The organism is Pantoea leporis (assembly GCF_028048155.1).
GTDB classification, from domain to species: domain Bacteria; phylum Pseudomonadota; class Gammaproteobacteria; order Enterobacterales; family Enterobacteriaceae; genus Pantoea; species Pantoea leporis.
Window position 1 is genome coordinate 1390047 of the sequence record NZ_JALMEU010000001.1, and the last position, 26993, is coordinate 1417039.

Consider the following 26993-nt stretch of genomic DNA (forward strand, 5'->3'; position numbering starts at 1 on the left):
GAGCAGAACGAGCAGTCCCTACCTAATCATCCCCTCCCCCACTTGTTGGAGCAGAACGAGCAGTCCCTACCTAATCGTCCCCTCTCCCACTTGTGGGAGAGGGTTAGGGTGAGGGCAATTTACTTCGCGCCGAAGTGATCAAACCCTTTCACATCTACACTGCGCGGCTTGCCGTTCTCCAGCAAACTCAGCCCTTCCGATTCGGGTGCAATCTGCCCAATACAGGTATAAGGCACACCAAAATGGCCGAGCGCCACGTCGATCGCGCCACGGTTCACTTCTGGCACGGTAAAGCACAGCTCGTAATCTTCGCCGCCGCTCAACGCCCATTTCAGCACCAGTTCAGGCTCGAAGTGATCGCGCAGGGCAGCTGAAAGCGGTAACGCGTCGAGATTGATGCGAGCGCCAACGCGGCTGGCGGTCAGCGCATGGCCGAGATCGGAAATCAGGCCATCAGAGATATCGATCGCCGAGGTTGCCAGCCCCCGCAGCGCCTGGCCTTGCAGCACGCGCGGCATTGGACGCAAATGGCGTTTGATCAACGCTTCGTGCACCGCCGGATCGTTCAGGCGATGGCGATGCTGCAGCAGCGATAAACCGGCCGCGCTGTCACCCAAGGTGCCGGTGACAAAGATCCAGTCGCCTGGCTTCGCGCCCGAACGTTTCAGCGCCCTTCCCACTGGCACTAAACCGTGAATGCCGAGCGTCATGCTCAGCGGTCCGCGCGTGGTATCGCCACCAATCAGCTGCATATCGTAATAATCCAGCAGCTCAAACAGGCTGTCGCTAAAGGCCGCCACCCACGGTTCATCAATTTCAGGCAGCGTTAATGCCAGCGTCAGCCAGGCCGGATCGGCGCCCATGGCGGCTAAATCGCTGAGATTAACGGCGACGGCTTTGTAGCCGAGATCGGCGGGATGGATATCACGTAAGAAGTGGACGCCTGCAACCAGCGTGTCGGTGCTGATGGCAAGTGTCTGTTTTTCTGGCACGTTAAGTAACGCGCAGTCGTCACCAATTCCTTTCTCCACATCGCGGCGGGAGCTGGTGACGCGGTTAAAGTAACGTGCAATCAGTTCGAATTCACCACAAGACATAAGTCAGGTCTCAATGAGAAAAAGGCCGGATAACCGGCCTTTAACGCTATTTTTTGTTTGGTCGAATTTGCGGGGCAGCTTTGTCGAGCACACCGTTGACGAATTTGTGGCTGTCTTCAGCACCAAACACTTTTGCCAACTCGATGCCTTCGTTGATGGCCACTTTATACGGCACATCAGAACGCTTGCTCAGCTCATACAGCGAAATACGCAGGATGGCTTTTTCTACCTGGCCCAGCTCTTCCAGCTGACGCGACAGGTAAGGCTTCATCAGACCGTCCAGGTACGCGCTGTTAGTCGCCACACCGGCCAGCAATTCGCGGAAATAGCTAATATCGACGTCTTTGACGTCTTGTTCCGCCAGAAACTGGTATTCCACATCGGCAATGTCGTTCTTAGACAGCTGCCAGGAGTAAAGCGCCTGGACAGCGCACTCACGGGCGCGACGACGAGCAGCAGGTTTCACAAAATTCCCCTTACAAAAATCAGGCTTTGATGGCTTTCAATACGTTGATCATTTCGAGTGCAGTCAGGGCCGCTTCGGCACCTTTATTACCTGCTTTCGTGCCGGCGCGTTCAATCGCCTGCTCGATATTTTCAGTGGTCAACACGCCGAAGGTCACCGGGATTTCGCTGGTCATCGCGACGTGCGCAATGCCCGAGCTGGCTTCACCGGCCACATATTCGAAATGTGCGGTGCCGCCACGGATGACAGTGCCCAACGCAACAATGGCGTCGTGCTTACCGGCTTTCGCCAGTGCGCGTGCTGCCAGCGGCAGTTCGTATGCACCTGGAACCCAGACAACGGTGATGTTATCTGCTTTCACCTGGCCGATGCGCTTAAGTGCGTCAATCGCGCCGTCCAGCAGGCTGTCATTAATGAAGTTGTTAAAACGCGCAATTACGATGGCAATGTTTGCATCAGGCGTGGCAACAGGAGCTTCGATAACTTTCATACATATCCTTTGGGTTGTTTTATGGCCCCGCAGAAGGGGGCGGATTCTATCATACTCTTTGGCGACGCGCTCAGGCTTTTCCGCGCGCTTTCAGCGCGGCGTCAGCGTCAGGCGCAGGTCATCGCCAACCAGGCGCACATCGCTAAAATTCAGGGCCGGCGCATCGGCCAGCTGTTCCAGTCCGGGCAGCGTGCACAGGCCGCGTGCGGCATTCCCTAACAGCTTTGGCGCCATGTAAACAATCAGCTCATCCACCAGGCCCGCTTGCAGCAAAGCACCCGCTAATCCGGCACCCGCTTCCACCCACACGCTGTTGATCTGGCGCTGGCCGAGCAACATCATCATCGCGACCAAATCAAGCTGTTCACCACGCTGGGGCACCGCAATCTGGGTCACGCTGGCAGGCCACGCGTGTTGATCGGGCTCGCTGCGCATCAGCCAGGTTTCGCCTGGCTGGTCAATCAGTCGGTGCTGCGGCGTGACGCGCTGTTGGCTATCAATCACCACGCGCACCGGCTGACGCAGCTGGCTTTCATCAAGCTGCGCACGCACCTCTTCATTCAATTCCCTCCAGCGTACCGTGAGCGACGGATTGTCAGCCAACACCGTGGCGCTGGTGCTAAGAATAGCTGAACTCTGGGCGCGTAAACGTTGCACATCGCGCCTTGCGGCCGCGGATGTGATCCACTGACTTTCGCCACTCGCCATGGCGGTGCGGCCATCAAGGGATGCGCCGAGTTTCAGCTGGATCCACGGGAATCCGGTCCGCATACGTTTGAGAAAACCCCGGTTCAGCGCTTCCGCTTCGTTCATCATCAGGCCATGACTGACGTCGATGCCCGCCTGCTGTAAACGGTAGAGTCCACGTCCTGCCACCTGCGGATTGGGATCCTGCATCGCGGCGACCACGCGCGTCACGCCTGCGGCAATCAGCGCATCGCAGCATGGCGGCGTGCGTCCATGGTGGCTACAAGGTTCCAGCGTGACATACGCGGTTGCGCCAGCAGCTCGTTCGCCCGCCATACGCAGCGCATGCACTTCGGCATGCGGTTCGCCGGCGCGCTGATGCCAGCCTTCGCCGACAATCTCGCCCTCGCGCACAATCACGCAGCCGACGTTGGGGTTAGGTGTGGTGGTAAAGCGTCCGCGCCGCGCCAGTTCCAGCGCGCGCGCCATATAGCGTTCGTCAGTCATGGATTAGTCCTGTAGGCGGGCGATCTCTTCACCAAAATCGCGAATATCTTCGAAGCTGCGATAGACCGAGGCAAAGCGAATGTAGGCCACTTTATCGAGCTTTTTCAGCTCATCCATCACCAGATTGCCGATCAGTGCGCTTGGCACTTCGCGTTCACCGGTGGCACGCAGCTGAGTTTTAATATGATTGACCGCGCTTTCAACCGCATCGGCGCTGACGGGGCGTTTTTCCAGCGCCTTAATCATGCCGCTGCTGAGCTTGTCTTCATTGAAGGGTTCACGCACATCGTTGCTTTTTACCACGCGCGGCATCACCAACTCTGCCACTTCAAAGGTGGTAAAACGCTCATGACACACCAGACACTGACGACGGCGACGCACCGACGATCCTTCACTAACCAGACGAGAATCAATCACTTTGGTGTCCACAGCGGAGCAGAATGGGCAATGCATGAGGCTTCCTGATGCGAGATAAATAGGCCACACAGTGTAGCGCGATCGCGCCACAAAATGTATGTGTGTGGCACATAATGTGTGAATCCCCGTTTGTGACGTTAAGCCAAATGCAAGACATCACCTACATGACCTCAGGCAAAAAACCACTACGCTTAAAGAGCCGCCAGCAAGGCGGCCAACATCATAAAAATCTGGAGGATGTATGGGTCTGTTTGATTTCGTGAAAGATGCTGGAGAAAAACTGTGGGATGCCGTCAGTGGCGGCGGCGACGATGCCAGCAAGAAATTGCAGGATCACATCAACAAACTCAGTTTGCCCGACAGCGATAAGGTCAAGGTGGATGTCAAAGGCGATACCGTTACTGTGACTGGTGATGGCATCTCTCAGGAGTTGAAAGAGAAGATTCTGGTGGCCGCCGGTAACGTCGCGGGCATCACCAAGGTGGATGACAAGGTCACCGCCAGCGATGCCGCTACGCCCGCGAAATTCTATACCGTGAAAAAAGGCGATACCTTGAGTGCAGTATCGAAAGAGGTGTACGGAAATCCTAATGAATACAACAAGATTTTCGAAGCGAACAAGCCAATGCTGACGCATCCTGATAAGATCTACCCTGGCCAGGTTTTACGAATTCCCGAATAAAGAAAGGACATTGCATGACGATCAGGACGTTTTGGGCTCCGGCAGCACTCTCTTTGCTGGTTCTCAGTGGTTGCAGTTCAACGCCGGTTTCACCGCAGGTCAAAGAGTTGCATCAGGAGGTGAGTCAGCTTAATCAGCAGATGCGCAAGCTGACCAATCAGGCAACGGCGCTGGAGATTCAGGGACAGCTGAACAGCCAATCCACCCAGGGCGCGTGGCTGTTACCGCAAGCCAATACGCCGGTGGAGTTACAGACGCAGCTAGGTAAATTGCGTTTGTCACTCTCGCAGGTGGCGGGTGAAGCCAGCGGCAGTCGCGCCAATCTGAATATCCGCTCAACCGATGATCAGCCGATTCCGGCACTGCGCGCGACCGTGGTATGGGGCGAAATGGATCCGGCCAGCGGCAAACCGCTTAACGCGGGCAGCCTGAGCCAGACCATCGAGGTTCCTGCACAGTTAATGCCGCGCAGTTCCGTTAGCGTACCGCTGCGACTCAGCGGGTTAACTCCGGAGCAACTCGGCTACGTGCGCGTGCACGATGTTGAGCCTCCAGCGACGAAAACCACGCCCTGATCGACAGGCATAAAAAAACGGGCTGCCAATGGCAGCCCGTTTACTTTCTGACTCCGCGTTACGGCAGAATCGAAGGCTGATCTGCGCCCTCTTTTTCCACTTTCTGTACCAGCATATGTTCACGCTTCATGCCGAGTTTCAGCGCCAGCGCTGAAGAGACATAAATCGATGAAATGGTACCAATGGTGACACCGATCAGCATGGTCAGTGAGAAACCTTTCAGCAACGCACCACCAAACACGAACAGGATCATGATCATCGCCAGCGTAGTGATGGAGGTGATCAAGGTACGGCTTAGCGTCTGGGTCAGCGACACGTTAGTGATGTCGTAAGAAGAACCGCGGCGAATCTTGCGGAAGTTCTCACGAATACGGTCGGATACCACGATCTTATCGTTAAGCGAGTAGCCAATTACCGACATCAATGAGGCGACAATCGTCAGGTCGATTTCGACGTGCGCCAGCGACAAAATGCCACAGGTGATGATCACATCGTGCGCCAGCGCCAGAACGGTGCCGAGCGCTAAACGCCACTCAAAGCGGAAGCCGATGTAGATCAAAATCGCAATCAGCGCAGACAGCAGCGCCATCGCACCGGCCTGCGCCAGATCGCTACCCACGCTTGGGCCAACGAACTCGATGCGTTTCACGGTAGCGTTCTGCTGCGTGGTCTGGCTAATGGAAGCCAGCACTTTATTGCCCAGTTCGGTGCCGGCATTGCCGGTGGCCGGAGGCATACGCACCATCACATCACGGCTGCTACCAAAGTTCTGCACCAGCGGCTCTTCAAAGCCCGCTTTCACCAAACCTTCACGCAGCGCGTCGAGATCCGCTGGTTTTTCCAGGTTAATCTCAATCACCGTTCCGCCGGTAAAGTCGAGGCCCCAGTTGAAGCCTCGCACACCGACAATGACGATAGATGCCACAATCAGCAGACCGGAGATGATGAAAGCCAGCTTATCCCAGCGCATAAAGTCGACGACTTTACGCCCGTGGTTTAGCTGCTCAATACTATATTCCTGTGCCACAACGCACTCCTCAGATAGACAGCTTGTTAATGCGTTTGCCGCCGTACACCAGGTTAACGATGGCACGGGTGCCGACGATAGCGGTAAACATTGAGGTTGCGATACCGATAGCCGTAGTAATCGCAAAGCCTTTGATTGAACCGGTACCGACCGCATAAAGAATGATCACTTTGATAAGCGTAGTGACGTTGGCATCGACGATACTGGAGAAGGCGCCTTTATAGCCTTCATGAATCGCCTGCTGTACCGAGCGTCCGTTACGCAACTCTTCTTTAATACGTTCGTTAATCAACACGTTAGCATCGACCGCAACCGCCAGCGTCAGCACGATACCGGCAATACCCGGCATGGTGAGCGTCGCGCCTGGCAGCAGTGACATGATGCCGACAATCAGCACCAGGTTACACAGCAGCGCGCTGGTAGCGATGAGACCAAACTTCTTGTAGAACACCACCATGAACAGGATTGACGCAATCAAACCCCACAGGCAGGCTTCGAGGCCTTGTGTGATGTTCTGCTGCCCCATGGTTGGGCCGATAGTACGCTCTTCTACAATCTGGATTGGCGCAATCAACGCACCCGCGCGCAGCAGCAGCGACAGCTGACGTGCTTCGTTTGCATTATTGATACCGGTGATACGGAAGCTGTTACCGAGGCGCGACTGAATGTTAGCCACGTTAATCACTTCTTCCTGTTTCACCAGAATTGACCGGCCGTTGGCATCTTTCTTACCGCTGTCTTTGTACTCCACAAACAGGGTCGCCATCGGCTTACCGATGTTGTCCTTGGTGAAGTTGGACATCATGTTGCCGCCCGCGCCATCCAGTGAAATGTTCACCTGCGGCTGGTTGTACTCATCCATGCTCGACGTGGAATCGGTGATGTGATCACCGGTCAGAATCACACGCTTGTACAGCACCACTGGCTGCCCGTCGCGGGTTTTCTTCACTTCCGAATCGCCGGGCACACGGCCGCTGGCCGCTGCGGTTGGATCCACGCTGGTGTTCACCAGACGGAATTCCAGCGTGGCGGTAGCGCCCAGAATCTCTTTGGCGCGCGCGGTGTCCTGGATACCCGGCAGTTCCACCACGATGCGGTCAGAACCCTGACGCTGCACCAGCGGTTCGGCAACGCCGAGCTGGTTCACACGGTTACGCAGAATGGTGATGTTTTGCTGCACCGCATATTCACGCGCTTCGCTCAGGCGCGCATCGCTCATCACCGCACGCAGCGCATCGCTGCCCTGGCTTGAGATCACCAGATCGCGGTGGCGAGTAGACAAGTAGCTGATTGCCGCATCACGGCTGGCGCCGTCACGGAAACGCACTTCTACGCCATAGTTCGCGATTTTATTAACGGTGGTATACGGAATGCTTTTGTCGCGCAGATCGCTGCGCAGGCTGTCGGCGTTCTGCTCTTGCAGTTTGCCCAGAGCCGTATCCATATCCACTTCCATCAGGAAGTGAACGCCGCCGCGCAGATCAAGACCGAGTTTCATCGGTTCCGCGGACAGCATGCTCAGCCAGCGAGGCGTTGCCGGCGCAAGGTTAAGGGCCACAATGTAGTCTTCGCCCAGCGCGCTGGTGAGTGCATCACGCGCGCGCAGCTGTCCATCCTGCGTTGCAAAGCGGGCCAGAATGGCACCATTTTCCAGAGCGAGGGATTTGCTCTCGATATTGTCTTGTTTTAATACGGTCTGGATCTGATCCAACGTTTGCTCACTGGCGGCGCCACCGCGCGCACCAGTGATCTGAACGGCCGGATCCTCACCATAAAGGTTAGGAAGCGCATAGAGCAGGCCGACGAGAATCACGACGACCAACATGATGTACTTCCACAAAGGATAACGGTTTAACACGGCAGTTCCCTTCGGGAAGAAAAAATTACAGCGCCTTCAAAGTACCTTTCGGCAGAACGGCGGCCACGAAATCACGTTTAACAACTACTTCAGTGGTGTCGTTCAGGGCAATAGAAACATAGCCAGTTTCTGCCACTTTGGTCACACGGCCAACTAAACCACCGCTGGTCAGCACTTCATCACCTTTAGAGATGGAATCCATCAGTTTCTTGTGATCTTTAGTACGCTTCTGCTGTGGACGCAGAATCATGAAGTAGAAGATCAGACCAAAGACCACCAGCATGATCACCAGAGAATACGGACTTCCCTGAGACGGTGCGCCTGCTGCGGCTACGGCGTCAGAAATGAAAAAGCTCATTAAATTTCCCTCATTGATGAATTATCAGACGTTCAGCGGAGGAACCGCCTTCCCCGTCCGTTGGTAGAACTCGCTAACAAAGTGCTCTAATTTACCCTCTTCGATAGCCTTACGTAAACCGGCCATCAAACGCTGGTAATAGCGCAGATTGTGAATCGTATTCAGGCGTGCGCCCAGTATTTCGTTACAGCGATCAAGATGATGCAAGTAGGCGCGGCTATAATTGCGACAGGTGTAACAATCACACTCTGCATCCAGCGTTGCGGTGTCATCTTTATACCGGGCATTACGAATTTTCACCACGCCATCGGTAACAAACAGATGACCATTGCGCGCATTGCGCGTTGGCATAACGCAGTCAAACATATCGATACCGCGGCGAACGCCTTCCACCAGATCTTCTGGCTTGCCGACGCCCATCAAATAACGCGGTTTGTCTTGCGGAATTTGCGGACAGACGTGCTCCAGGATTCGGTGCATGTCCTCTTTAGGTTCACCCACCGCCAGGCCGCCCACAGCGTACCCATCAAAGCCAATCTCTACCAGACCTTTAACCGAGACATCTCGTAAATCTTCGTAAACACCGCCCTGAATAATGCCGAATAATGCATTTTTATTGCCGAGTGAATCGAAGCGATCGCGGCTGCGTTGTGCCCAGCGCAACGACATCTCCATCGAACGTTTGGCGTAATCCCAATCCGCCGGATATGGCGTACATTCGTCGAAGATCATCACCACGTCAGAACCGAGATCGAACTGAATTTCCATCGACTTTTCCGGATCGAGGAAAATCGGATCGCCGTTGATCGGGTTACGGAAGTGCACGCCCGCTTCGGTGATCTTACGGATATCGCCAAGGCTGAACACCTGGAAGCCGCCGGAATCGGTAAGGATCGGTCCTTGCCAGTTCATGAAATCGTGCAGGTCGCCGTGCAGTTTCATGATCTCCTGACCTGGGCGCAGCCACAGGTGGAAGGTGTTGCCGAGCAGGATCTGCGCGCCGGTCTCTTTCACTTCCTCCGGCGTCATGCCTTTCACCGTGCCGTAAGTGCCCACGGGCATAAATGCTGGGGTTTCAACAACGCCACGATCAAAGACCAGACGGCCACGGCGCGCGCGCCCGTCGGTAGTATCTAATTCAAATTTCACATTAACCTCTGATCAGAGAAACAGTCTGATTCAATTATGCGCCGACGCTTTCGTCAGGCGCTTGTGGATTACGGGTGATGTACATCGCATCCCCGTAGCTAAAGAAACGGTACTGCTCTGCCACCGCGCTGTGATAAGCCGCCATGGTGTGCTGATAACCAGCAAAGGCCGAAACCAGCATAATCAGGGTCGATTCCGGCAGATGGAAGTTGGTGATCAGCGCATCGATCACCTGATAGTGATAGCCGGGATAGATGAAAATCTGTGTGTCATCGAAGAAGGGTGCAATCAGCGCATCCTGGCTGGCCTTCGCGGCGCTCTCCAGCGAACGTACTGAGGTGGTGCCCACGGCGACCACTTTGTTGCCGCGTGCTTTACACGCCAGCACCGCATCCACCACATCCTGCGGCACTTCCGCGTATTCGGCATGCATGATGTGATCCTCGATGGTTTCAACGCGCACCGGCTGGAAAGTCCCGGCACCGACGTGCAGCGTGACAAACGCCATCTCGACGCCTTTAGCTTTCAGCGCTTCCAGCAGCGGCTCGTCAAAGTGCAAACCGGCGGTCGGTGCGGCGACGGCGCCGGGACGCACGCCGTACACGGTCTGGTACAGCTCACGGTCAGCATCTTCATCCGGACGATCAATATACGGCGGCAGCGGCATATGGCCGACGCTGTTGAGAATATCCAGCACCGCGCGATCGTCTTCGAAGGCGATCTCAAACAGTGTGTCATGGCGCGCCACCATCGTGGCTTTGACACTTTCGTCATCGCCCAGCAGCAGCGCTGCGCCCGGCTTGGGCGCTTTGGAGGCGCGCACGTGCGCCAGCACGCGCTTATCGTCCAGCATGCGCTCAACCAGCATCTCGATTTTGCCGCCGCTGGCTTTACGCCCAAAGACGCGCGCCGGAATCACGCGGGTGTTGTTGAACACCAGCAGATCGCCCGGATTGAGCTTATCCATCACGTCTGTAAATACGCCGTGGCTTAACGCGCCGCTTGGACCATCCAGCGATAGCAAGCGGCAACCGCTTCGCTGCGCCTGCGGATAGTGGGCGATTAAGGATTCTGGCAACTCAAAGGTAAAATCGGCTACGCGCATGCTTCACTTCTTCAGGACTTAAAATCAGGCGGCATAGTCTAGCGGAAAAGCGGCAAATTCTGAACAACTGGCTGCGCTTCTGTGATTCTGCGAATACACAAAATAATTCGAGGTGCAGGCAGGCGGCAAACGAGAGCAGCCCACGCACCTGTAACTTGATGTATGACGTGTATATAATGCGCCATGAACTTTCTCGCTCACCTTCACCTGGCGCAGCTGGCTAACAGCTCTCTGCTGGGCAATCTTATGGCCGATTTCGTGCGCGGCAACGTGCAATCACAATGGCCTGCACCGGTGGTGGATGGCATTGCCATGCATCGTCGCCTCGACGTCCTGACCGATAACCTGCCCGAAGTGCGGATTGCGCGTGCGCTGTTTCGTCCGGAAACGCGCCGCGTGGCCCCCATCACGCTGGACGTGATTTGGGACCATTTCCTCGCGCTGCACTGGGATAAATTCAACCCAACGCAGTCGCTGGTGGCATTTACCGCGGCGGCTGAACAAAACATCGTGCCGCAGCTGGCGGGCACGCCGGAAGGTTTCATTGAGCTGAACGCAGTGATGTGGCGCGAACGCTGGTTTGAGCACTATGCCGAACCAACGCGGCTGGCACGCGTGCTCAACGGCATGGCGCATCGCCGTCCGCGCTTAGCCGCGCTGCGCGACTCCTATCAGGATTTTGTTGATCACTACGAGCAACTTAAGCCGCTGTTCTTCCAGTTTTATCCGCGCTTAATGGCCGCCGCGCGCGCGCAGGAATTGTAATATTAGGTAATTCAAGACCCGTCTGTTGGACGGGAAATTTCCCATCACCTACCCTGCGTGACCTTAATCTTCGTCACACTCAGGGAAATCTCATGCAGCATCTTATTGCCAACCGGCTCGCAGAAGCCGGTCTTAGCTACACGCACATCCTGGCGTTGGGGATAGTGATTGCCATAATCTTTGCCATATCACTGCTTACTCACGCCATTCTGCACCGCGCTATCTTGCCGCTGCTGCGTCGCTACACCGAGAAAAGTAGCCGTCAGTGGCCAAAAGCGCTGATTAACAGCCGCCTGTTTAGCCGCAGCGTCTGGCTGATGCAAGGTGTGCTATTCAAATTACAGACTGAACTCTTCCTGCACGACAGTGCTCAGATCTATGCAGCGCTGCTGATTTTCGCCCAGCTGTGGATGATGATCTTCGCCCTGCTGATGTTGTTCTCCTTGCTGGATTTACTGCAGCAGCTCAGCGCGAACAGCATGCTGGCACAGCAATTGCCGCTGCGCGGTATTATCCAGAGCGTGAAATTGATCGCCGCCATTTTAATGGTAATCATGATTATTTCGCTGCTGTTGGGTAAATCGCCCGGCGTATTGATCACCGGACTCGGTGCCATGACCGCGGTGCTGATGCTGGTATTTAAAGATCCGATTCTGGGTCTGGTGGCCGGTATTCAGTTAGCGGCCAATAATATGCTGAAAATGAATGACTGGCTGGAAATGCCGAAATATGGCGCGGACGGTGCGGTCATCGATATTTCTTTAACCACGGTAAAAGTGCGCAACTGGGATAACACCATTGTTACCATTCCCGCTTACGCCTTAATTTCCGACTCCTTTAAAAACTGGCGCGGCATGTCGGAATCCGGTGGGCGTCGCATTAAGCGCAGCATTCATATTGATACCACCAGTATTGGCTTCCTTGACGATGCCATGATGCAGCAGCTGAAAAGTGCGCATCTGCTGGCACCGTATCTGGATAGCAAAAGCGAAGAAGTGGCCGCATGGAATGCGCAACTGGGCTGTGATTTAGATTCGCCACTCAACGGTCGCCGCCTGACGAATATCGGTACCTTCCGCGTCTGGCTGCAGAGCTGGCTGGAGCAGCATCCGCGTATTCACAAAGAGATGACGTTAATGGTGCGGCAGTTAGCGCCAGGTGAAAACGGTCTGCCGCTGGAAGTGTATGTGTTCACCAACACCACGGTGTGGAAAGAGTACGAGAATATTCAAGCGGATATCTTTGACCATATTTACGCAGTGCTACCTACTTTCGGTCTGCGCGTCCATCAATCGCCAACCGGTAATGACATGCGTCAAAATTGGCGTAAGAACCCGCCACTAAGGCTTCATCCCGTATTACCCGCCAGTAAGAAGAAAAATTTCACTGGCGGGCTTTTCCCCCTCTTGTCACGCGCAGCCATCTGCGGCTTAATGAAGCCTTTCTTAACTTTTGTTAACTTCGTCACACAGCCAATACGCCATTTTTGGCGTCTGTTGTTGCTTCGCCAGCCTGAAAATCATAAGAGGGAAAGATGTCATCAGCTTCGCTTACCGAACTCGACGCACGTTATCATTTCGCCTGTGATGTTGCCAAAACCGCCGCCAGCCGGGCTCTATCCTGGTATCAGCAACGTCATCAATTAGTGGTTGAGCATAAGAAAGATCTGCAGGATGTGGTCAGCGAAGCCGATCGCAACGTTGAGGCATTGGTCAAGCATTTGATCCACGAACGCTTTCCTGACGATGCGGTGTTGGGTGAAGAGAGCGGCGGCAATACTGCTGGCGCACGCTTTATCTGGGTGCTCGATCCGATTGATGGCACCAGCAGCTTTCTTAACGGCTTGCACAACTGGTGCGTATCGCTGGCGATCGTTTGTGAAAACGAAGCGGTGATTGGTGTGGTGTGCGATCCCAATCATCATGAAACCTTTCACGCCTGCCGCGGCAAAGGTGCTTGGGTTAATGATAAGCGCATTCAGGCGCACAGCGCGCAGCAGCTCGATCAGGGATTGCTTGGTCTGAGCAGCTCCAACAGCCAACCGATTGAACCGCTGACCACTTTTATCAGCGCATTACTGGCGCAGGGCGGCATGTTTATCCGCAACGGCTCGGGGGCGTTGATGAGCGCATGGGCGGCGGCCGGTCGCTTAATTGGTTACTACGAAGCGCATATGAATCCGTGGGATGGCTTGCCGGGCATTGTGCTGATGCGCGAAGCGGGCGGCATTACCAACGATTATCTGGCTAATCACGGCTTGCAGAACGGCAATCCGGTGCTGCTGGCTAATGCGGTGATTTATCCGCAGCTGAAAGCGCTGCTGCCTGGGCATTTATCGTTATAATTTCCGTAATCGGTTAAGTTCGTTAATTTATGCGAACTTAACCTTCATGCAAAATTACTTAAGCGCGCTGTAAGTAATATTCTATTCCGAAGTGAGAATTTTCTCTTTTTTTCTTAAACATCCCGGCATCAATAAAAATACGATATGCTGCGCAAGTCAAACATCCCTTAGTAATACTTATTTTCTCCTTTTTTGTTGTTCTTTTCGGCGCCAGGATGCGCCGAGATATTTTTTGGCATTTTATTATTTCGGGATAGCGTGATTATTTTTTTTTATTATTTTTAATCGTCATCGATAATAAAGGTCGCCATCAATGGCGACCTTACAATATCATCAGCTTTTACGCTTTTTCACTAGCGGCCACGCCAGTAATAGCAGCGCAATCCACGCAAAACCAACGTACAGCGACACGCGCGTATCCGGGAAGTAACCAATCAGCCCAATAATGAAGGCCAGGAATAGCACGCCGAACCATGCGGTAGCGCTACCGCCCGGCATGGCAAAATCCAGCTTACCGGCTTGCTCTTTGCCAATCTTGCGGCGGAAGGCGATCTGCGACAGCAGAATCATGATCCACACCCAAACGGTAGCAAAGGTCGCCAGCGAGGCGATCACCAGGAACACTTTCTCTGGCATCAGGTAGTTGAGATACACCGCAATCAGCATCGCCAGCATCATCACCAAAACGGTCACCCACGGAATTCCTCGATTCGAAACCTTCTGGAATACCTTCGGTGCGTGGCCCTGTTGCGCCATGCCGTGCAGCATACGCCCCACGCCAAACACATCGCTGTTAATCGCCGACAGCGACGCCGTCAGCACCACGAAGTTAAGAATTGATGCCGCCGCCGCAATACCCAAATGCTGGAAGGTCAGCACGAACGGACTGCCAGAAGTGCCCACCTGATTCCACGGATAAATCGACATGATGACGAACAGCGTACCAACGTAGAACACCAGAATACGCATCGGTACGGAGTTGATGGCGCGTGGAATCGAGGTCTTCGGATCTTCCGCTTCACCGGCAGTAATCCCGATAATCTCAATGCCGCCGTAGGCAAACATCACCATCTGCAGTGACAGCAGCATGCCGACAATGCCGTGCGCGAAGAAGCCGCCGTTGGTCCACAGATTGTGAATGCCGGTCGGCTGGCCGCCGTTGCCGATGCCCCAGAAAATCATGCCGAAGCCGGCGAGAATCATGATGATGATGGTGGCGACTTTGAAAAAGGAGAACCAGAACTCCACTTCGCCAAATACTTTCACGCTCATCAGGTTGATGGCGCCGATAATCAGCACCACGCTCAGCACCCAAATCCAGTGCGGCACATCGGGGAACCACACGCCCATGTAGATACCAAAAGCCGTTACGTCGGCAATCGCCACAATCAGGATTTCAAAACAGTAGGTCCAGCCGGTGATGTATCCGGCCAGCGGGCCGAGATAATCCTGCGCATAGCGCGAGAATGAGCTGGCCTGCGGATTGTTGACCGACATTTCCCCCAACGCACGCATGATGATGTACGCCACCGCACCGCCGATGATGTACGCCAGCAGCACGCTTGGACCCGCCATTTTGATGGCATCTGCCGAGCCGTAAAACAGCCCGGTGCCAATCGCCGATCCCAGCGCCATAAAGCGAATGTGGCGCGTGCTCAGTCCGCGTTTGAGCTTATTGGTTTCTTGCATAACACTCAGTACCTTGAAAATGAAAAACCACGGGCAAGCCCGTGGTTGGAATTAACAGCAATGTCGCTTACTGATGAACCGCGACCTGCTCACGTCCTTTTGCCCGATCAACTACCGCGGCAATCACCAGCATCGCCAGCGATGGCGGCAACCAGGAAAGTCCCTGATCGGCCAGCGGCAAATGCTGACTGAACAGCGGCAACACATCTTTAAAGCTGGTGGTTTTGATGGCATCAACGATACCGAACAGCAGGCTTACCAGCATGGTCGGCGCGATAATACGCGAACTTTTGTTCCAGAACTTCAGCGTGAAGCTCAGCACCACCAGCACGATGCATGGCGGATAAATCGCCGTCAGCACCGGAATCGAAATCTGAATCAGATGGCTCAGACCGAGATTCGACACCACCATCGAGAACAGACCCAGAATAAATACCAGCGTTTTATACGACAGCGGAACATATTGCGCAAAGAATTCTGCACAGGCGCAGGTCAGGCCCACCGCCGTCACCATGCAGGCGACGAAGATCAGTGCCGCAAGGAAGAAGCTGCCCATGCCGCCGAAGGTCTGCTGCACGTAAGCATGCAGAATCTCAGCACCGTTCGCGCTTTGCGCCACCAATGCGCCGCTATCGTTACCGAGTTTGAACAGCGTCAGGTAAATCAGCGTCAAACCGATACCGGCAATGATGCCCGCCAGCATGGTGTAGCGCGTCAGCAGTTTGGCATCTTCCACACCGCGTGAGCGCGCCGCATTGACGATGACGATACCGAACACCAGCGCTCCCAGCGTATCCATGGTCAGATAACCATTAACGAAACCGCTGGAGAAGGCGGCACGCTGATACTCTTCGGTGCCCGGCGAAACGCCACCGGCCGGCCAGATCAGCACGGCAACGCCGAGCACAATCAGCGCCAGAATTTTCAGCGGAGCGAGGAAGTGGCCGACGGTATCCAACAGTTTGCCCGGATACAGTGAGATGCCAATCACCAGCGCGAAGTAAATCAGGCTGTAAATGAACAGCGGCAGCGTGCCGTCGCCGGTCAGCGGTGCAATACCTACGGCAAAGGAAACGGTGGCGGTACGCGGCGTGGCAAACAGCGGGCCAACAGCCAGGTAACACACGGTCGCCAGCAGCAAGCCTGCGGCTTTACCAATCGGCGAGCTCAGCGCATCAATGCCGCCGCCCACACGCGCCAGCGCGATGACGGTGATCACCGGTAAGCCAACAGCCGTAATCAGGAAGCCGAAAGCCGCAATCCAAACGTGTTCGCCAGACTGAATCCCCACCATCGGTGGGAAGATGATATTTCCTGCGCCAACGAACAGGGCAAACGTCATGAAGCCCAGCGCCAGGATATCCTTGGAGGTTAAACGATGTGTCATAAACTTCTGTACTGCCTGTAGCTGATGTTGCGGTGGAAGTTGAGTTCGTGTTGTCCTCTGGATGCGCTAAAACAAGGGCTTATCAGGCAAGACCAGCGTGTTATGCGGGTCTAATCGTTAAAGCGCAGGTGATTTAATCTACTTTTCTTCTGTTCGCAGAGGGATAAATCGACAACGGCGCAAATTAGAACGTTTATAGCGAAGAAAGGCAATACAGGATCGAAAAACCAGAAGGATATAACAAGATAGTGGGAGAAAGCAGTGAATCACGGTGGAATAGCGGCAAAACACCTCAGATGATTTGCTAAATGTTTCCTCGATGCGAGAGATCTCTTTGCATAAATCAGCCTGCAGATGCACAAAAGGCGCGATTTACGCGCCTGTTTGGCTAACTTTACAGCATTACCAGACTGTTCTTGCTATATCGACCACCAGACGAATCTTCTGCCACTGCTGCTCTTCGCTCAGGCTGTTGCCCTCTTCGGTTGAGGCAAAGCCACACTGCGGGCTAAGGCAGATTTGATCAAGACTCACGAACTGTGCTGCTTCCTGCAGACGCGCTTTCACCTGCTGCGCATCCTCCAGCTCGCCGGTTTTGGTGGTGATCAAACCCAGCACCACTTGCTGATGACCCGGCTTGAGGAAGCGCAGCGGCTCAAAACCACCTGAACGTTCGTTGTCATACTCAAGGTAGAAAGCATCGATATTTACGCCGCCAAACAGCACTTCGGCGACCGGCTCATAGCCACCTTCGGAAATCCAGGTTGAGCGGAAGTTGCCGCGACACACATGCAGCCCAACGGTCAGATCCTCTGGCTTACCTTCCAGTGCAGTATTCAGCACTTCAGCATAGATGCGCGCCAGTTCCTGTGGATCTTCACCACGCTCGCGGATCTGCTGCTGCTGTTCGGTTGAGCACAGATAGGCCCACACCGTGTCATCCAGCTGCAGATAACGGCAACCAGCCGCATAAAACGCTTTGATGGCGTCTTTGTAGGTCTGCGCCAGATCGGCGAAGTACTCTTTCAGATCGGGATACACCGTGGCATCGATCACCTTACGGCCACCGCGGAAGTGCAGCACGCTTGGGCTGGGAATGGTCATCTTGGCAACCGCATCGCCCGCCACGCTTTGCAGGAAGCGGAAGTGATCCAGCATCGGGTGTTGAGGATTAAAAGCCACTTTACCGGTGACTTTCACGCCGTGCGCTTTGGTCTGCACGCCGTTGAACTGAATGCCTTGCTCCGCTTCGAACAGCTCGACGCCGTGCAAATCGCCAAAGAAATCGAAGTGCCACCAAGCGCGACGGAATTCACCATCGGTAACGATCTGCAGGCCATTGGCACGCTGCTGCTCCACAACATGGCGGATTTCGCGATCTTCAACCTGACGCAGTTGATCAGCGTTGATTTCACCATTGGCAAACTGCACACGCGCCTGCTTGATGGCTGCGGGACGCAGAAAACTGCCGACGGTATCGGCGCGGGACGGGTTATGACGTGGCATTTTATCTCCTGGCTGAGCGCATAGTTGCGTCAGGGTATAATTTCGCTGGGTTATTTCAGCCATCTGGACGGCTATATGTCCAAAAAGAATGCCACGCTGTTACCCTTTCGGCAACGGAAGAAAATTCAGCTTACATGAAACTATTTCATGTTCAGATGCACGTTCTTCAATTTCCCTCAATTGCCGCTCGCGCTTGCGCCATCTGGCTATCTGACAACGGCAGATAACCCGCTTCGCTCACCCGACGCTGACCTTGTGGCGATAACACCTGATGCAGAAAGGCATTCACCAGCGGCGGCAGCGGTTTGCCGGGTGCTTTGTTGACGTAGATATAAAGCGGGCGCGACCACGGATAGCGGCCGTTGCGAATCGATTCGGCATCCGGCATCACGCTGTCGCCGTTCGCCGTGACCACCGGTAGCATTTTCACGCCGCTGAGATGAAAGCCAAAACTGGCATAACCGATGCTGTTGGGCGTGGCGGCAACGGCTTGCACCACCGCCGCAGAGCCGGGGAATTCAGCGACATCAGCACGAAAATCACCTTTGCACAGCGCCTGCTGCTTAAAGAAGCCCCATGTTCCCGACGCCGAGTTGCGGCCATAGCGCTGGATGCTGCGCGTGGCCCACTGGCCTTCGCTCAGGCCGAGATCGCCCCAGCGCTGCGGCACTTGCTGCCCGCCGCACAGACGCGTGATGGAGAACAGCGCATCGAGTTGTTGCGGCGCGATGCGCGACAGCGGATTGTCCTGATTAACCACTACCACCAGCGCATCCATCGCCACCGGCACCGCCAGCGGCGGATAGCCGTAGCGCGCGTTAAAAAGTTGACGTTCGTCGATCTGCATCGGCCGGCTCATCGCGCCCAGCTGGGCAGCACCTGCCGCCAGCGCCGTCGGCGCAGTAGAAGATCCCGCCGCCTGCACCTGAACGTTGACGCCCGGCGACTGGCGGCTGAAATCCTCGCCCCATAATGTCATCAGATAACCCAGCGTATCCGATCCAACGCTGCTCAGATTGCCGGTTAGCATGGTTTGTTGGCCGTGTGCCAAAGCAGAGCAAAGCAGCAAGAGGGAGATCAGCAGCGATTTCATTGGCGATTCCGCAATTCAGTAAGACGCCTATTCTGGAGCGGTGCGATTTATCACGCAATACATTGCGTATGGGTTGTTAATGAGGCGGGAATTGGTCTCCATGAATGGCGTAATGCTTGTCAGTTAAACCAACGACGAGTGCGCAGGCCGGTGTCACTTTTGGTCCGGCGGTCCTCGCGCCGCTTACGCGGTACCTTCACTTCGCTCGTCTGCCTGACGGACCGGCGGAGACGGGACTTCCTTGTCCCGGCTCCGCCTTTCGCCCGCGTCCTGCGGGCTCTCCTGGCTTCCTCGCTTCGTTCAGCGCTGCGGATTGCCGGGCCAAAAGTGCCCCCGGCCTGCTCATAAGCTTCAGTGCGTGTTGTTGAAAAGGACTCATTCGCTTCAGGCGCTGGCGCGTCTGCTGCGGCAAAAGGGCCATTCGCAGCGCTGAGGCTTTTACGTTGGGCCAGGAGCCTCGCGCATGGATGCGCGAGGCAGTTCGGGGTCGGCCAGGGAAGGCCGATCCGCGAACGGTCCGTCGGCACAACGTGGAAGCCGAAGGTACCGCGCTAGCGGCGCGAGGACGGCCCGTGACGCAGCAGATGTGTCAGCGCCCGCACCAAAAAGGCTTTATTAACTGATAAGTATGGCGCCATGAATAGCGATCCTACGACCTTAATTAACCCGCTCTTGCATCACGTTAGCCACAATCAAGCGTGGCGGCAGCAGGAAGCTGAAACAGGTTTCCTGATGCGGCACGCTGGTGATCTCCAGCCGCGCGTTGTGATGTCCCAACGCATGCTTCACGATCGCCAGCCCCAATCCGCTTCCGCCGGTGGCGCGCGAACGCGCTTTATCCACGCGATAGAAACGCTCGGTGAGGCGCGGCAGATGCTGCTCGCTAATGCCCGGCCCGTCATCACACACCTTAAACTGCGCGCCTTGTTTGGTGCGCAGCCAGCTGATGTCGATGCGCGTGCCATCGGGCGTGTGATTCACCGCGTTATAGACCAGATTGGAAATGGCGCTACGTAGCTGCTCATCATTGCCGAACACTTTCAGATGCGGATCGGTATGGAAATGGATGGTGTGACGTCCCTGACTCAGCGTTTCCGCTTCACGCTGCAACAGCATCAGCATGCCCGGCACATCCACCGTCTCTTTGAGATCGATGGCTGGCGCCGCTTCGATACGCGACAAGGTCAGCAACTGCTTCACCAGGCTGTCCATGCGGCGCGTCTGCTCTTGCATGGTATGCAACGCCTTGCTGCGCGTGCGCTCGTTCATCACCGAGTCGTCCATCATTTCCAGATAACCCTGCAATACCGTTAACGGCGTGCGCAGTTCATGACTGACGTTAGCAAAAAAGTTGCGTCGCGCGCCTTCCAGCTGGTGCATCTGGGTGACATCACGCGCCACCATCAGCCACTGACCTTCGCTGTAAGGCATCACGCGGAATTCCATATGACGCTGATTATTGAGGATCTGCGTCAGCGGCATGTCGAACTTGCGCTGGCGGATATAGCGGGAAAATTCAGGATAACGCAGCAAATTGAGGATGTTCTGGCCGTTATCTTCCGGCCAGCGCAAGCCAAGGTGCTGCTGCGCCAGGCCGTTGCACCAGAAAATAGTGCCCTCTTCGGTGGTCAGCACCACCGCATCCGGCAGCGATTCTGCCCCGCTGCGGAAACGTTTGATCAGATTGCCCAGCTCGCGGCGACGCCGCCGGTTGCGCAATTGCATCTGGTACAGGCCATAAAACAGCGGTTCCCAGCTGCCGCGTCCGGTGGGCGGCGTCATTGAACGATCGACCCACAGCCAGTGCGACAGACGCATCAGATTTCTGAAGTGCCAGAACATCACGCCGGTCACCGCAATCAGCAGCAGCCACGGCAGATATCCGAACAACAGACCCAACACCAGCGCAGGTAAACAGACCAGCGCCAGCTCGGTCAACAATCTCTTCCAGGAGAGTCGTTCCAGCACGGTAAACACTCCGTTTACGTTTAATAGCGGGCAGAGAAACGATACCCTGTTCCGCGCACGGTTTGAACCATGCGATCGTGGCCGGTTAATTCCAGTGCTTTACGTAAACGGCGAATATGCACATCGACGGTGCGATCTTCGACATACACATTGGTGCCCCAAACATGGTTCAGCAGCTGTTCGCGGCTGTACACGCGTTCCGGGTGGGTCATAAAGAAGTGCAGCAGTTTGTACTCGGTCGGTCCCATCTCCAGCGGCGTGGTTTCCGACATCACACGATGTGAGGAAGGATCAAGGCTCAGGCCCTGCATCTCAATCACCTCTTCCACCGCCATCGGTGAAATACGGCGCATCACCGCTTTGATACGCGCCATCAGCTCTTTCGGTGAGAATGGCTTGGTGATGTAATCATCCGCGCCCACTTCCAGACCGCGCACGCGATCTTCCTCTTCACCGCGCGCCGTCAGCATCATCACCGGAATGTCGCGCGTCATGGCTTCGCGCTTCAAATGCTTAATAAACTGAATCCCGCTGCCGCCGGGCAACATCCAGTCCAGCAGAATCAAATCAGGCCAGGGTTCGATCAGCTTACCAATCGCGCTGTCATAATCTTCCGCCTCAATAGGCTGGTAATCATTCTGTTCCAGCACGAAACATAACATTTCACGGATGGGAGCTTCGTCTTCCACAACCAAAATGCGCTTAGCCATTGTAACTCCTGCTAGTGTGACACCGTGTCACTGGGATTTGCGGCGCCATTATGCGTCAGTTTTGTGACACTTTTATGAAAACACCGCCCTAAGATAGATAGATAAAAAACAGAAATGTCACAATAAAATTCTGCTTTTTTTCTTTGTGATCTTAAGTGGTTATAATTCGCCTTCGCTAAACAGAGCACGGAGCAAACATGCGCATCATTCACACCGCTGACTGGCATCTCGGTCAGTTCTTTTACAGCAAAAGTCGCGCGCGGGAACATCAGGCGTTTCTCGACTGGCTGCTGGATCAGATTGTGCAGCATCAGGTGGATGCGCTGATTATCGCCGGCGACCTGTTTGATACCGGTTCGCCGCCGAGCTACGCGCGTGAAATGTTTAACCGTTTTGTGGTGGCGCTGCAGCCAAGCGGCTGCCAATTGGTGGTGCTGGCGGGCAATCACGACTCGGTGGCGACGCTGAATGAATCGCGCGAGCTGCTGGCCTGCCTGAATACGCAGGTGATCACCAGCGCCACGCCGCAGGGCGAACAGCAGGTATTAACCCTGAAGCAGCGCGATGGCGCGCCGGGCGCGCTGCTGTGCGCCATTCCTTATCTGCGTCCGCGCGACATTCTGCGCAGCCAGGCCGGCCAATCCGGCCGCGAAAAGCAGATCTCGCTGCTGGAGGCGATCGAGCAGCATTATCAGCACTGCTTTGCTGCCGCGCAGGCGCAGCGCGATGCGCAGGACGTTACGCTGCCGATCATCGCCACCGGTCATCTCACCACTGTTGGCGTGACTAAAAGCGATTCGGTGCGCGACATCTATATCGGCACGCTGGATGCCTTCCCGGCGCAGGCGTTTCCGCCCGCCGATTACATCGCGCTCGGTCACATCCATCGCGCCCAGCGCATCGCCAACAGCGAGCACATTCATTACAGCGGTTCGCCGATTCCGCTCAGTTTTGATGAGCTTGGCCGCGAGAAAAGCGTCTTCCTGCTGGAATTCAGCACCACGCTCGATACCGTTACGCCGCTAACCATCCCGCACTTCCAGCCGATGCAGATGCTGAAAGGCTCGATGGCGGAGATTGAACATCAGCTGGCGCAGTTCAGCGCGAGCGCCAGCGAACAGCCAGTCTGGCTGGATATTGAGATCACCACGCAGGAATATCTCAGCGATCTGCAACGTCGCATTGAAGCGCTCACCGAAAATCTGCCGGTCGAAGTGCTGCTGGTGCGCCGCAGCCGCGAACAGCGGCAGCGCAGCCTCGAACGGCTGGAGAACGAAACCCTGAGCGAACTAAAAGTGGAAGACGTGTTTGCTCGCCGACTGGCGCAGGAAGATCAGCTGGATGCCGGGCAGGCCGAGCAGTTAACGCAGCTGTTCCGTACCCAGCTTGCCGCGCTGGAGAATCCATCCGCATGAAAATTTTGACGCTACGCTTTAAAAACCTCAATGCGCTGCGCGGCGAATGGTTTATCGATTTCCGTCGCGAGCCCTTTGCCAGCAACGGCTTGTTTGCCATTACCGGCGCCACTGGCGCGGGCAAAACCACCTTACTCGATGCGATTTGCCTGGCGCTCTATCATCAGACGCCGCGCCTCGGCACGCTGTCGCAAACCCAGAACGAGCTGATCACCCGCGACACCGCCGAGTGTCTGGCGGAGGTGGAGTTTGAGATCAAAGGCGAAGCCTGGCGCGCCTTCTGGAGCCAGAACCGCGCGCGCGGCCAAGCCGACGGTAAGCTGCAGGCACCGCGCGTCGAGCTGGCGCGCGTCGCCGATAATCAAATCATTGCCGATAAAGTTGGCGACAAGCTAAAAGCGATTGAGACCCTGTCGGGGCTCGATTTCGCCCGTTTTACCCGCTCAATGATGCTGTCGCAAGGCCAGTTTGCCGCCTTCCTGAATGCCAAACCCGGCGAACGCGCCGAGCTGCTGGAAGAGCTGACCGGCACCGAAATCTACGGACAAATCTCAGTGCAGATCTATGAACGCTGGCGCACCGCGCGCAGCGAGCTGGATACGCTGCGCGCCCGCGCCGGTGGCATGTCGCTGCTGGATGAAGCGCGCCGGGCAGAATTGACGCAGCAGCTGGCGGAACTTGGCGCGCAGGAGAAAATTCTCAGCGAACAGCTGACGCTGGCGCAGCATCAGCAGCAATGGCTGGTGCAGCAGCAACAGCTAACGCAAGAGCAGCAGCAGGCCGAACAGACGCTGCTTGCCGCGCAACAGGCCTGGCAGCAGGCGGATGACGATCGTCAGCGGCTGGCGCGCGCCGAACCGGCAGAAAAACTGCGCGAGAAGTTGCAGCAGCGCGAACAGTTGCAGGGCGATCTGCGTACGCTGGAACAGCAATCGCAGCAGCTGCAAGCGCAACGGCAGCAAGCCAAAACCGCGCTGCAACAGGGCGAAAACCATTATCAGGCTGCGCAGCAGGCGCGTGAACAGGCGTTACAGCAACAGCAGCAGCTTGAAACGCTGCTCACCGAGCAGGTTATCCCGCTCGATCAACGCATCACCACCCTCGCGCAGCAGCTGGATGAACAGCAGCGATTGCATCTGCAGCAACAACAGGCGCTGCAATCCAGCCAAACCGCACTCAGCCAGCAACAGCAGGTAAGTGAACGTTTACAACAACAGCTGGCGCAGCAGCAGGAATTCCGCACCCGCGAAGCCGCTGTCGCCCATTGGGGCTCGGAATTAACGCGCTGGCAGGCGGAGATCGCCCGGCTGGATGAGCGCGAGCAGACGCTGACGCAGCTGATCGCACAGCACCAACAGCAGCGCAGCCAGCTGGAGCAGCATCAACAGGCGCAGGCTCAGCGTGAACAGGCGGCGCAACCGTTGCAGCAAGCCGAAGCGCAGGCCGCGCAGCAGCGTATGCAAGCGGAGCAAGCACTGACTTCACTTGAGGCGGAGATCGGCAGCGCGCAACTGCGCGACGCCCTGACGCAGCATCAAACCCAACGCCCTGCGCGCCAGCAGCTTAACCTGCTCGCCGCGCAGTGGCGCGCGCTGCAACCGCAGCGGTTGCAGCGTCAGCAGAAACTGGCGCAGCTCCAGCAGCAGCATCAGGACGCGGAAAAGACGTTGCAAGCGCTGCGCGAGGAGTACAAACGGGAACATCAGGCGCTGCTCGATGTGCGCAAAATCTGCGAGCTGGAGCGCACCATCGCCCAGCTGGCCGACGAGCGCGCCAAACTGCAGCCGGATCAGCCCTGCCCGCTGTGCGGCTCGTGCCAGCATCCGGCGATTGCGCAATATCAGCAGCTTGAGCCCGGTGCCAATCAGCAGCGTTTAACCGCGCTGGAAACACGCGTGGCGCAGTTAAAAGAGTCCGGCACCGCCAAAGGCGAGCAGCAGAAACTGTCGCTGCAACAGCAGCAGGCGTTGCAGCAGGAGATCAGCGATTACGATCAGCAACTGGCGACGGTGAACACCCAATGGCAAGCGCTGAGCGGTGAGCTGGCACTTACCTGCACGCTAGAGCAGCAGGACGATTTTGCGCAGTGGCAACAGCAGCAGGATGCGCAGGAACAGCTGCAGCAACAGCAGCTGCAGACGCGGGAAAACGCCGCGCGTGCGCTGCAGCAGGCAAAGGATGCGCATCTGCAACAGCAGCAGCTGTGGCAGCAGCATCAGAATCAGCAGCAGCTGGCGCAGCAGCAGATCGCCAGCACGCAGCAGACGCTGGATGAAATCAGCCAGCGCGAGGCCAGCGAACGCAGCGCCATGCAGCAACTGGCGCAGCAGCTGGAACAGCAGCTGACGCAGCATCAGCTCGTCCTGCCAGATGTCGCTGAGCGGGAAAGCTGGCTGCGCACCTTACAACAACGCTGGATCGCATGGCAGGAAAATGAACGGTTACACGGCGAGTTGCAGCCACAGCTGGCGAAAGCCGAAAGTGAGCGCAGCAGCCTGCAGCAGAATCTGGCGCGTGAACAGCAGCGGCTGGATGAGCTGCAGCAGACGCTCAGCGCTTTGCAGCAGCAGCGCCAACAGCAGCAACAACAGCGTCAACAGCTGTTTGGCGATCGTCGGGTGACAGAAGCCCGGCAGCAGCAGCATGCCGCGCTGCAACAGTGTGAACAGGCGCTGGCGCAGCAGCTTCAGCATTGGCAACAGGCGCAAAGCTTGCTGCACGGCCTGAATGGCCAGTGCGAGCAGATCGCGGCGCAGCAAAACACCTTACGTGAGCGCGCTGCCGCAGCAGAAAGCGCCTTCCTCGCCGCGCTGCAGCAGAGTGATTTTGACGATGAGCGCGCGCTGCGTGCCGCCCTGCTGGAGGAGCGCGAGGTGCAGCAGCTGCGCCAGCAGTTGCAAACGCTCGATCAGCAGCGCCAGCAGCAGCTCACCCTCAGCGAACAGCTTATGCAGCGCTGGACGGCGCATCAGCAGCAGCGGCCTGCGGATCTTAGCGATGAGATCGCCGCCACGATTCAGCAGCAGCTGGAACAGCTGCGCGTGACGTTACGTGACAATGCCCGTCAACAGGGCGAAGCGCAGCAGCAGTTACACAGCGATGCACAACAGCGTTTGCAGCAGCAATCGTTGCTGACGCAAATCGCCACCGATGAAGTGGAACTGGCGCAGCTGGGGCGTCTGAACGATCTGGTGGGTTCGGCCAAAGGCGATAAATTCCGCCGCTTCGCACAAGGTCTGACGCTCGACCATCTGGTGTGGCTGGCGAACCGTCAGCTCGATCGCCTGCACGGTCGCTATCTGCTGCAACGCCGCATCAGTGAAGAACTGGAGCTGGAAGTGGTTGATACCTGGCAAGCTGACGCCACGCGCGATACGCGCACGCTATCGGGCGGCGAGAGTTTTCTCGTCAGCCTGGCGCTGGCGTTAGCGCTGTCAGATTTGGTGAGTCATAAAACGCGCATCGAATCGCTGTTCCTCGATGAAGGCTTCGGCACGCTGGATGCCGAGACGCTGGATACCGCGCTGGATGCGCTCGATGCCCTCAACGCCAGCGGCAAAACCATCGGCGTGATCAGCCATGTCGAAGCGATGAAAGAGCGTATTCCGGTGCAGATCCGTGTCCGCAAGATGAATGGCCTGGGTTACAGCAAGCTCGAGTTGCCGGGCGATCTCGCTTAAAAACGCACAATTCGTAGC

The 26993-nt window shown here is 56.2% G+C and carries 22 protein-coding genes and 1 pseudogene; 7 read left to right on the forward strand and 16 right to left on the reverse strand.

The annotated features are described in order from the left end of the window. Positions 1 to 119: 119 nt before the first annotated feature. The 5 genes from thiL to nrdR form a co-directional block, all read right to left on the reverse strand. On the reverse strand, positions 120 to 1097 hold the full coding sequence (thiL, locus tag MWH02_RS06595; protein ID WP_271460113.1) for a thiamine-phosphate kinase: 978 nt from the start codon (positions 1095 to 1097) through the stop codon (positions 120 to 122). A 46-nt stretch (positions 1098 to 1143) separates the two neighbouring features. Further along, complete coding sequence (gene nusB, locus MWH02_RS06600; RefSeq protein WP_007887007.1) at positions 1144 to 1563, reverse strand: transcription antitermination factor NusB; 420 nt, start codon at positions 1561 to 1563, stop codon at positions 1144 to 1146. Between the two features lie 19 nt (positions 1564 to 1582). Further along, positions 1583 to 2053 (reverse strand): 6,7-dimethyl-8-ribityllumazine synthase, encoded by a 471-nt coding sequence (ribH, locus tag MWH02_RS06605; protein WP_007887008.1) that lies wholly within the window; start codon positions 2051 to 2053, stop codon positions 1583 to 1585. A gap of 90 nt (positions 2054 to 2143) precedes the next feature. Next, a complete protein-coding gene (gene ribD, locus MWH02_RS06610; protein WP_222233085.1) occupies positions 2144 to 3247 on the reverse strand; it encodes a bifunctional diaminohydroxyphosphoribosylaminopyrimidine deaminase/5-amino-6-(5-phosphoribosylamino)uracil reductase RibD in 1104 nt (367 codons plus the stop codon). 3 nt (positions 3248 to 3250) lie between these two features. Next, a complete protein-coding gene (gene nrdR, locus MWH02_RS06615) occupies positions 3251 to 3700 on the reverse strand; it encodes a transcriptional regulator NrdR (RefSeq protein ID WP_008103978.1) in 450 nt (149 codons plus the stop codon). 205 nt (positions 3701 to 3905) lie between these two features. Between nrdR and lysM the strand changes: the two genes are divergently transcribed. Continuing rightward, positions 3906 to 4346 (forward strand): peptidoglycan-binding protein LysM, encoded by a 441-nt coding sequence (gene lysM, locus MWH02_RS06620; RefSeq protein ID WP_271460114.1) that lies wholly within the window; start codon positions 3906 to 3908, stop codon positions 4344 to 4346. Positions 4347 to 4360: 14 nt separating this feature from the next. Further along, complete coding sequence (locus MWH02_RS06625) at positions 4361 to 4921, forward strand: SadB/YajI family lipoprotein (protein ID WP_101762443.1); 561 nt, start codon at positions 4361 to 4363, stop codon at positions 4919 to 4921. Between the two features lie 58 nt (positions 4922 to 4979). Here MWH02_RS06625 and secF read toward each other — a convergent pair whose 3' ends face one another. From secF to queA, 5 genes are read right to left on the reverse strand one after another with little or no spacing between them, the layout of a single operon-like run. Further along, on the reverse strand, positions 4980 to 5948 hold the full coding sequence (gene secF, locus MWH02_RS06630) for a protein translocase subunit SecF (protein ID WP_101762444.1): 969 nt from the start codon (positions 5946 to 5948) through the stop codon (positions 4980 to 4982). A gap of 10 nt (positions 5949 to 5958) precedes the next feature. Continuing rightward, positions 5959 to 7806 carry a protein translocase subunit SecD gene (secD, locus tag MWH02_RS06635; protein WP_101762445.1) on the reverse strand — a complete coding sequence of 616 codons (1848 nt, stop codon included), beginning with the start codon at positions 7804 to 7806 and terminating at the stop codon, positions 5959 to 5961. A gap of 25 nt (positions 7807 to 7831) precedes the next feature. Further along, complete coding sequence (gene yajC, locus MWH02_RS06640; protein ID WP_008103990.1) at positions 7832 to 8164, reverse strand: preprotein translocase subunit YajC; 333 nt, start codon at positions 8162 to 8164, stop codon at positions 7832 to 7834. 24 nt (positions 8165 to 8188) lie between these two features. Beyond that, on the reverse strand, positions 8189 to 9313 hold the full coding sequence (gene tgt / locus MWH02_RS06645; RefSeq protein ID WP_061717469.1) for a tRNA guanosine(34) transglycosylase Tgt: 1125 nt from the start codon (positions 9311 to 9313) through the stop codon (positions 8189 to 8191). A 34-nt stretch (positions 9314 to 9347) separates the two neighbouring features. Next, positions 9348 to 10418, reverse strand: coding sequence for a tRNA preQ1(34) S-adenosylmethionine ribosyltransferase-isomerase QueA (gene queA / locus MWH02_RS06650; protein ID WP_210081249.1), 1071 nt, complete (start codon positions 10416 to 10418; stop codon positions 9348 to 9350). Positions 10419 to 10601: 183 nt separating this feature from the next. Here queA and MWH02_RS06655 point away from each other — a divergent pair, with 183 nt between their 5' ends. The 3 genes and pseudogenes from MWH02_RS06655 (at position 10602) to MWH02_RS06665 (ending at position 13527) form a co-directional block, all read left to right on the forward strand. Beyond that, on the forward strand, positions 10602 to 11183 hold the full coding sequence (locus MWH02_RS06655) for an ACP phosphodiesterase (RefSeq protein WP_210081250.1): 582 nt from the start codon (positions 10602 to 10604) through the stop codon (positions 11181 to 11183). 92 nt (positions 11184 to 11275) lie between these two features. After that, positions 11276 to 12527 (forward strand): annotated as a pseudogene (locus tag MWH02_RS06660) (mechanosensitive ion channel family protein). A gap of 190 nt (positions 12528 to 12717) precedes the next feature. Beyond that, positions 12718 to 13527, forward strand: coding sequence for an inositol monophosphatase family protein (locus MWH02_RS06665; RefSeq protein WP_101762449.1), 810 nt, complete (start codon positions 12718 to 12720; stop codon positions 13525 to 13527). Between the two features lie 333 nt (positions 13528 to 13860). Here MWH02_RS06665 and proY read toward each other — a convergent pair whose 3' ends face one another. The 6 genes from proY to phoB form a co-directional block, all read right to left on the reverse strand. Further along, complete coding sequence (gene proY, locus MWH02_RS06670) at positions 13861 to 15216, reverse strand: proline-specific permease ProY (RefSeq protein WP_101762450.1); 1356 nt, start codon at positions 15214 to 15216, stop codon at positions 13861 to 13863. A gap of 67 nt (positions 15217 to 15283) precedes the next feature. Beyond that, complete coding sequence (gene brnQ, locus MWH02_RS06675; protein ID WP_101762451.1) at positions 15284 to 16603, reverse strand: branched-chain amino acid transporter carrier protein BrnQ; 1320 nt, start codon at positions 16601 to 16603, stop codon at positions 15284 to 15286. Positions 16604 to 17005: 402 nt separating this feature from the next. Further along, on the reverse strand, positions 17006 to 18109 hold the full coding sequence (locus MWH02_RS06680) for a cobalamin-independent methionine synthase II family protein (protein WP_271460115.1): 1104 nt from the start codon (positions 18107 to 18109) through the stop codon (positions 17006 to 17008). 166 nt (positions 18110 to 18275) lie between these two features. Then, entirely contained in the window at positions 18276 to 19202 is a 927-nt protein-coding gene (locus MWH02_RS06685) for a PstS family phosphate ABC transporter substrate-binding protein (RefSeq protein WP_271460116.1), read from the reverse strand. A 657-nt stretch (positions 19203 to 19859) separates the two neighbouring features. Then, positions 19860 to 21170, reverse strand: a complete 1311-nt coding sequence (gene phoR, locus MWH02_RS06690; RefSeq protein ID WP_101762454.1) for a phosphate regulon sensor histidine kinase PhoR — start codon at positions 21168 to 21170, stop codon at positions 19860 to 19862. A 20-nt stretch (positions 21171 to 21190) separates the two neighbouring features. Beyond that, entirely contained in the window at positions 21191 to 21880 is a 690-nt protein-coding gene (gene phoB, locus MWH02_RS06695) for a phosphate response regulator transcription factor PhoB (RefSeq protein WP_007887040.1), read from the reverse strand. A gap of 197 nt (positions 21881 to 22077) precedes the next feature. Here phoB and sbcD point away from each other — a divergent pair, with 197 nt between their 5' ends. Both sbcD and MWH02_RS06705 read left to right on the forward strand, forming a co-directional pair. Continuing rightward, the gene (gene sbcD / locus MWH02_RS06700) at positions 22078 to 23295 is read left to right on the forward strand and encodes an exonuclease subunit SbcD (RefSeq protein ID WP_271460117.1); all 1218 of its coding nucleotides are present in this window, start codon (positions 22078 to 22080) and stop codon (positions 23293 to 23295) included. Then, positions 23292 to 26975 (forward strand): AAA family ATPase, encoded by a 3684-nt coding sequence (locus tag MWH02_RS06705; protein ID WP_271460118.1) that lies wholly within the window; start codon positions 23292 to 23294, stop codon positions 26973 to 26975. The genes sbcD and MWH02_RS06705 overlap by 4 nt, the downstream gene beginning before the upstream one ends. Positions 26976 to 26993 lie beyond the last annotated feature (18 nt).

Excerpts from the sequence above, each read along its gene's own strand:
- thiL (WP_271460113.1), bottom strand. The coding sequence starts at position 1,097 with ATGTCTTGTGGTGAATTCGAACTGATTGCACGTTACTTTAACCGCGTC.
- ribH (WP_007887008.1), bottom strand. The coding sequence starts at position 2,053 with ATGAAAGTTATCGAAGCTCCTGTTGCCACGCCTGATGCAAACATTGCC.
- ribD (WP_222233085.1), bottom strand. The coding sequence starts at position 3,247 with ATGACTGACGAACGCTATATGGCGCGCGCGCTGGAACTGGCGCGGCGC.
- nrdR (WP_008103978.1), bottom strand. The coding sequence starts at position 3,700 with ATGCATTGCCCATTCTGCTCCGCTGTGGACACCAAAGTGATTGATTCT.
- lysM (WP_271460114.1), top strand. The coding sequence starts at position 3,906 with ATGGGTCTGTTTGATTTCGTGAAAGATGCTGGAGAAAAACTGTGGGAT.
- MWH02_RS06625 (WP_101762443.1), top strand. The coding sequence starts at position 4,361 with ATGACGATCAGGACGTTTTGGGCTCCGGCAGCACTCTCTTTGCTGGTT.
- yajC (WP_008103990.1), bottom strand. The coding sequence starts at position 8,164 with ATGAGCTTTTTCATTTCTGACGCCGTAGCCGCAGCAGGCGCACCGTCT.
- queA (WP_210081249.1), bottom strand. The coding sequence starts at position 10,418 with ATGCGCGTAGCCGATTTTACCTTTGAGTTGCCAGAATCCTTAATCGCC.
- MWH02_RS06655 (WP_210081250.1), top strand. The coding sequence starts at position 10,602 with ATGAACTTTCTCGCTCACCTTCACCTGGCGCAGCTGGCTAACAGCTCT.
- MWH02_RS06665 (WP_101762449.1), top strand. The coding sequence starts at position 12,718 with ATGTCATCAGCTTCGCTTACCGAACTCGACGCACGTTATCATTTCGCC.
- proY (WP_101762450.1), bottom strand. The coding sequence starts at position 15,216 with ATGCAAGAAACCAATAAGCTCAAACGCGGACTGAGCACGCGCCACATT.
- brnQ (WP_101762451.1), bottom strand. The coding sequence starts at position 16,603 with ATGACACATCGTTTAACCTCCAAGGATATCCTGGCGCTGGGCTTCATG.
- MWH02_RS06680 (WP_271460115.1), bottom strand. The coding sequence starts at position 18,109 with ATGCCACGTCATAACCCGTCCCGCGCCGATACCGTCGGCAGTTTTCTG.
- MWH02_RS06685 (WP_271460116.1), bottom strand. The coding sequence starts at position 19,202 with ATGAAATCGCTGCTGATCTCCCTCTTGCTGCTTTGCTCTGCTTTGGCA.
- phoB (WP_007887040.1), bottom strand. The coding sequence starts at position 21,880 with ATGGCTAAGCGCATTTTGGTTGTGGAAGACGAAGCTCCCATCCGTGAA.
- sbcD (WP_271460117.1), top strand. The coding sequence starts at position 22,078 with ATGCGCATCATTCACACCGCTGACTGGCATCTCGGTCAGTTCTTTTAC.
- MWH02_RS06705 (WP_271460118.1), top strand. The coding sequence starts at position 23,292 with ATGAAAATTTTGACGCTACGCTTTAAAAACCTCAATGCGCTGCGCGGC.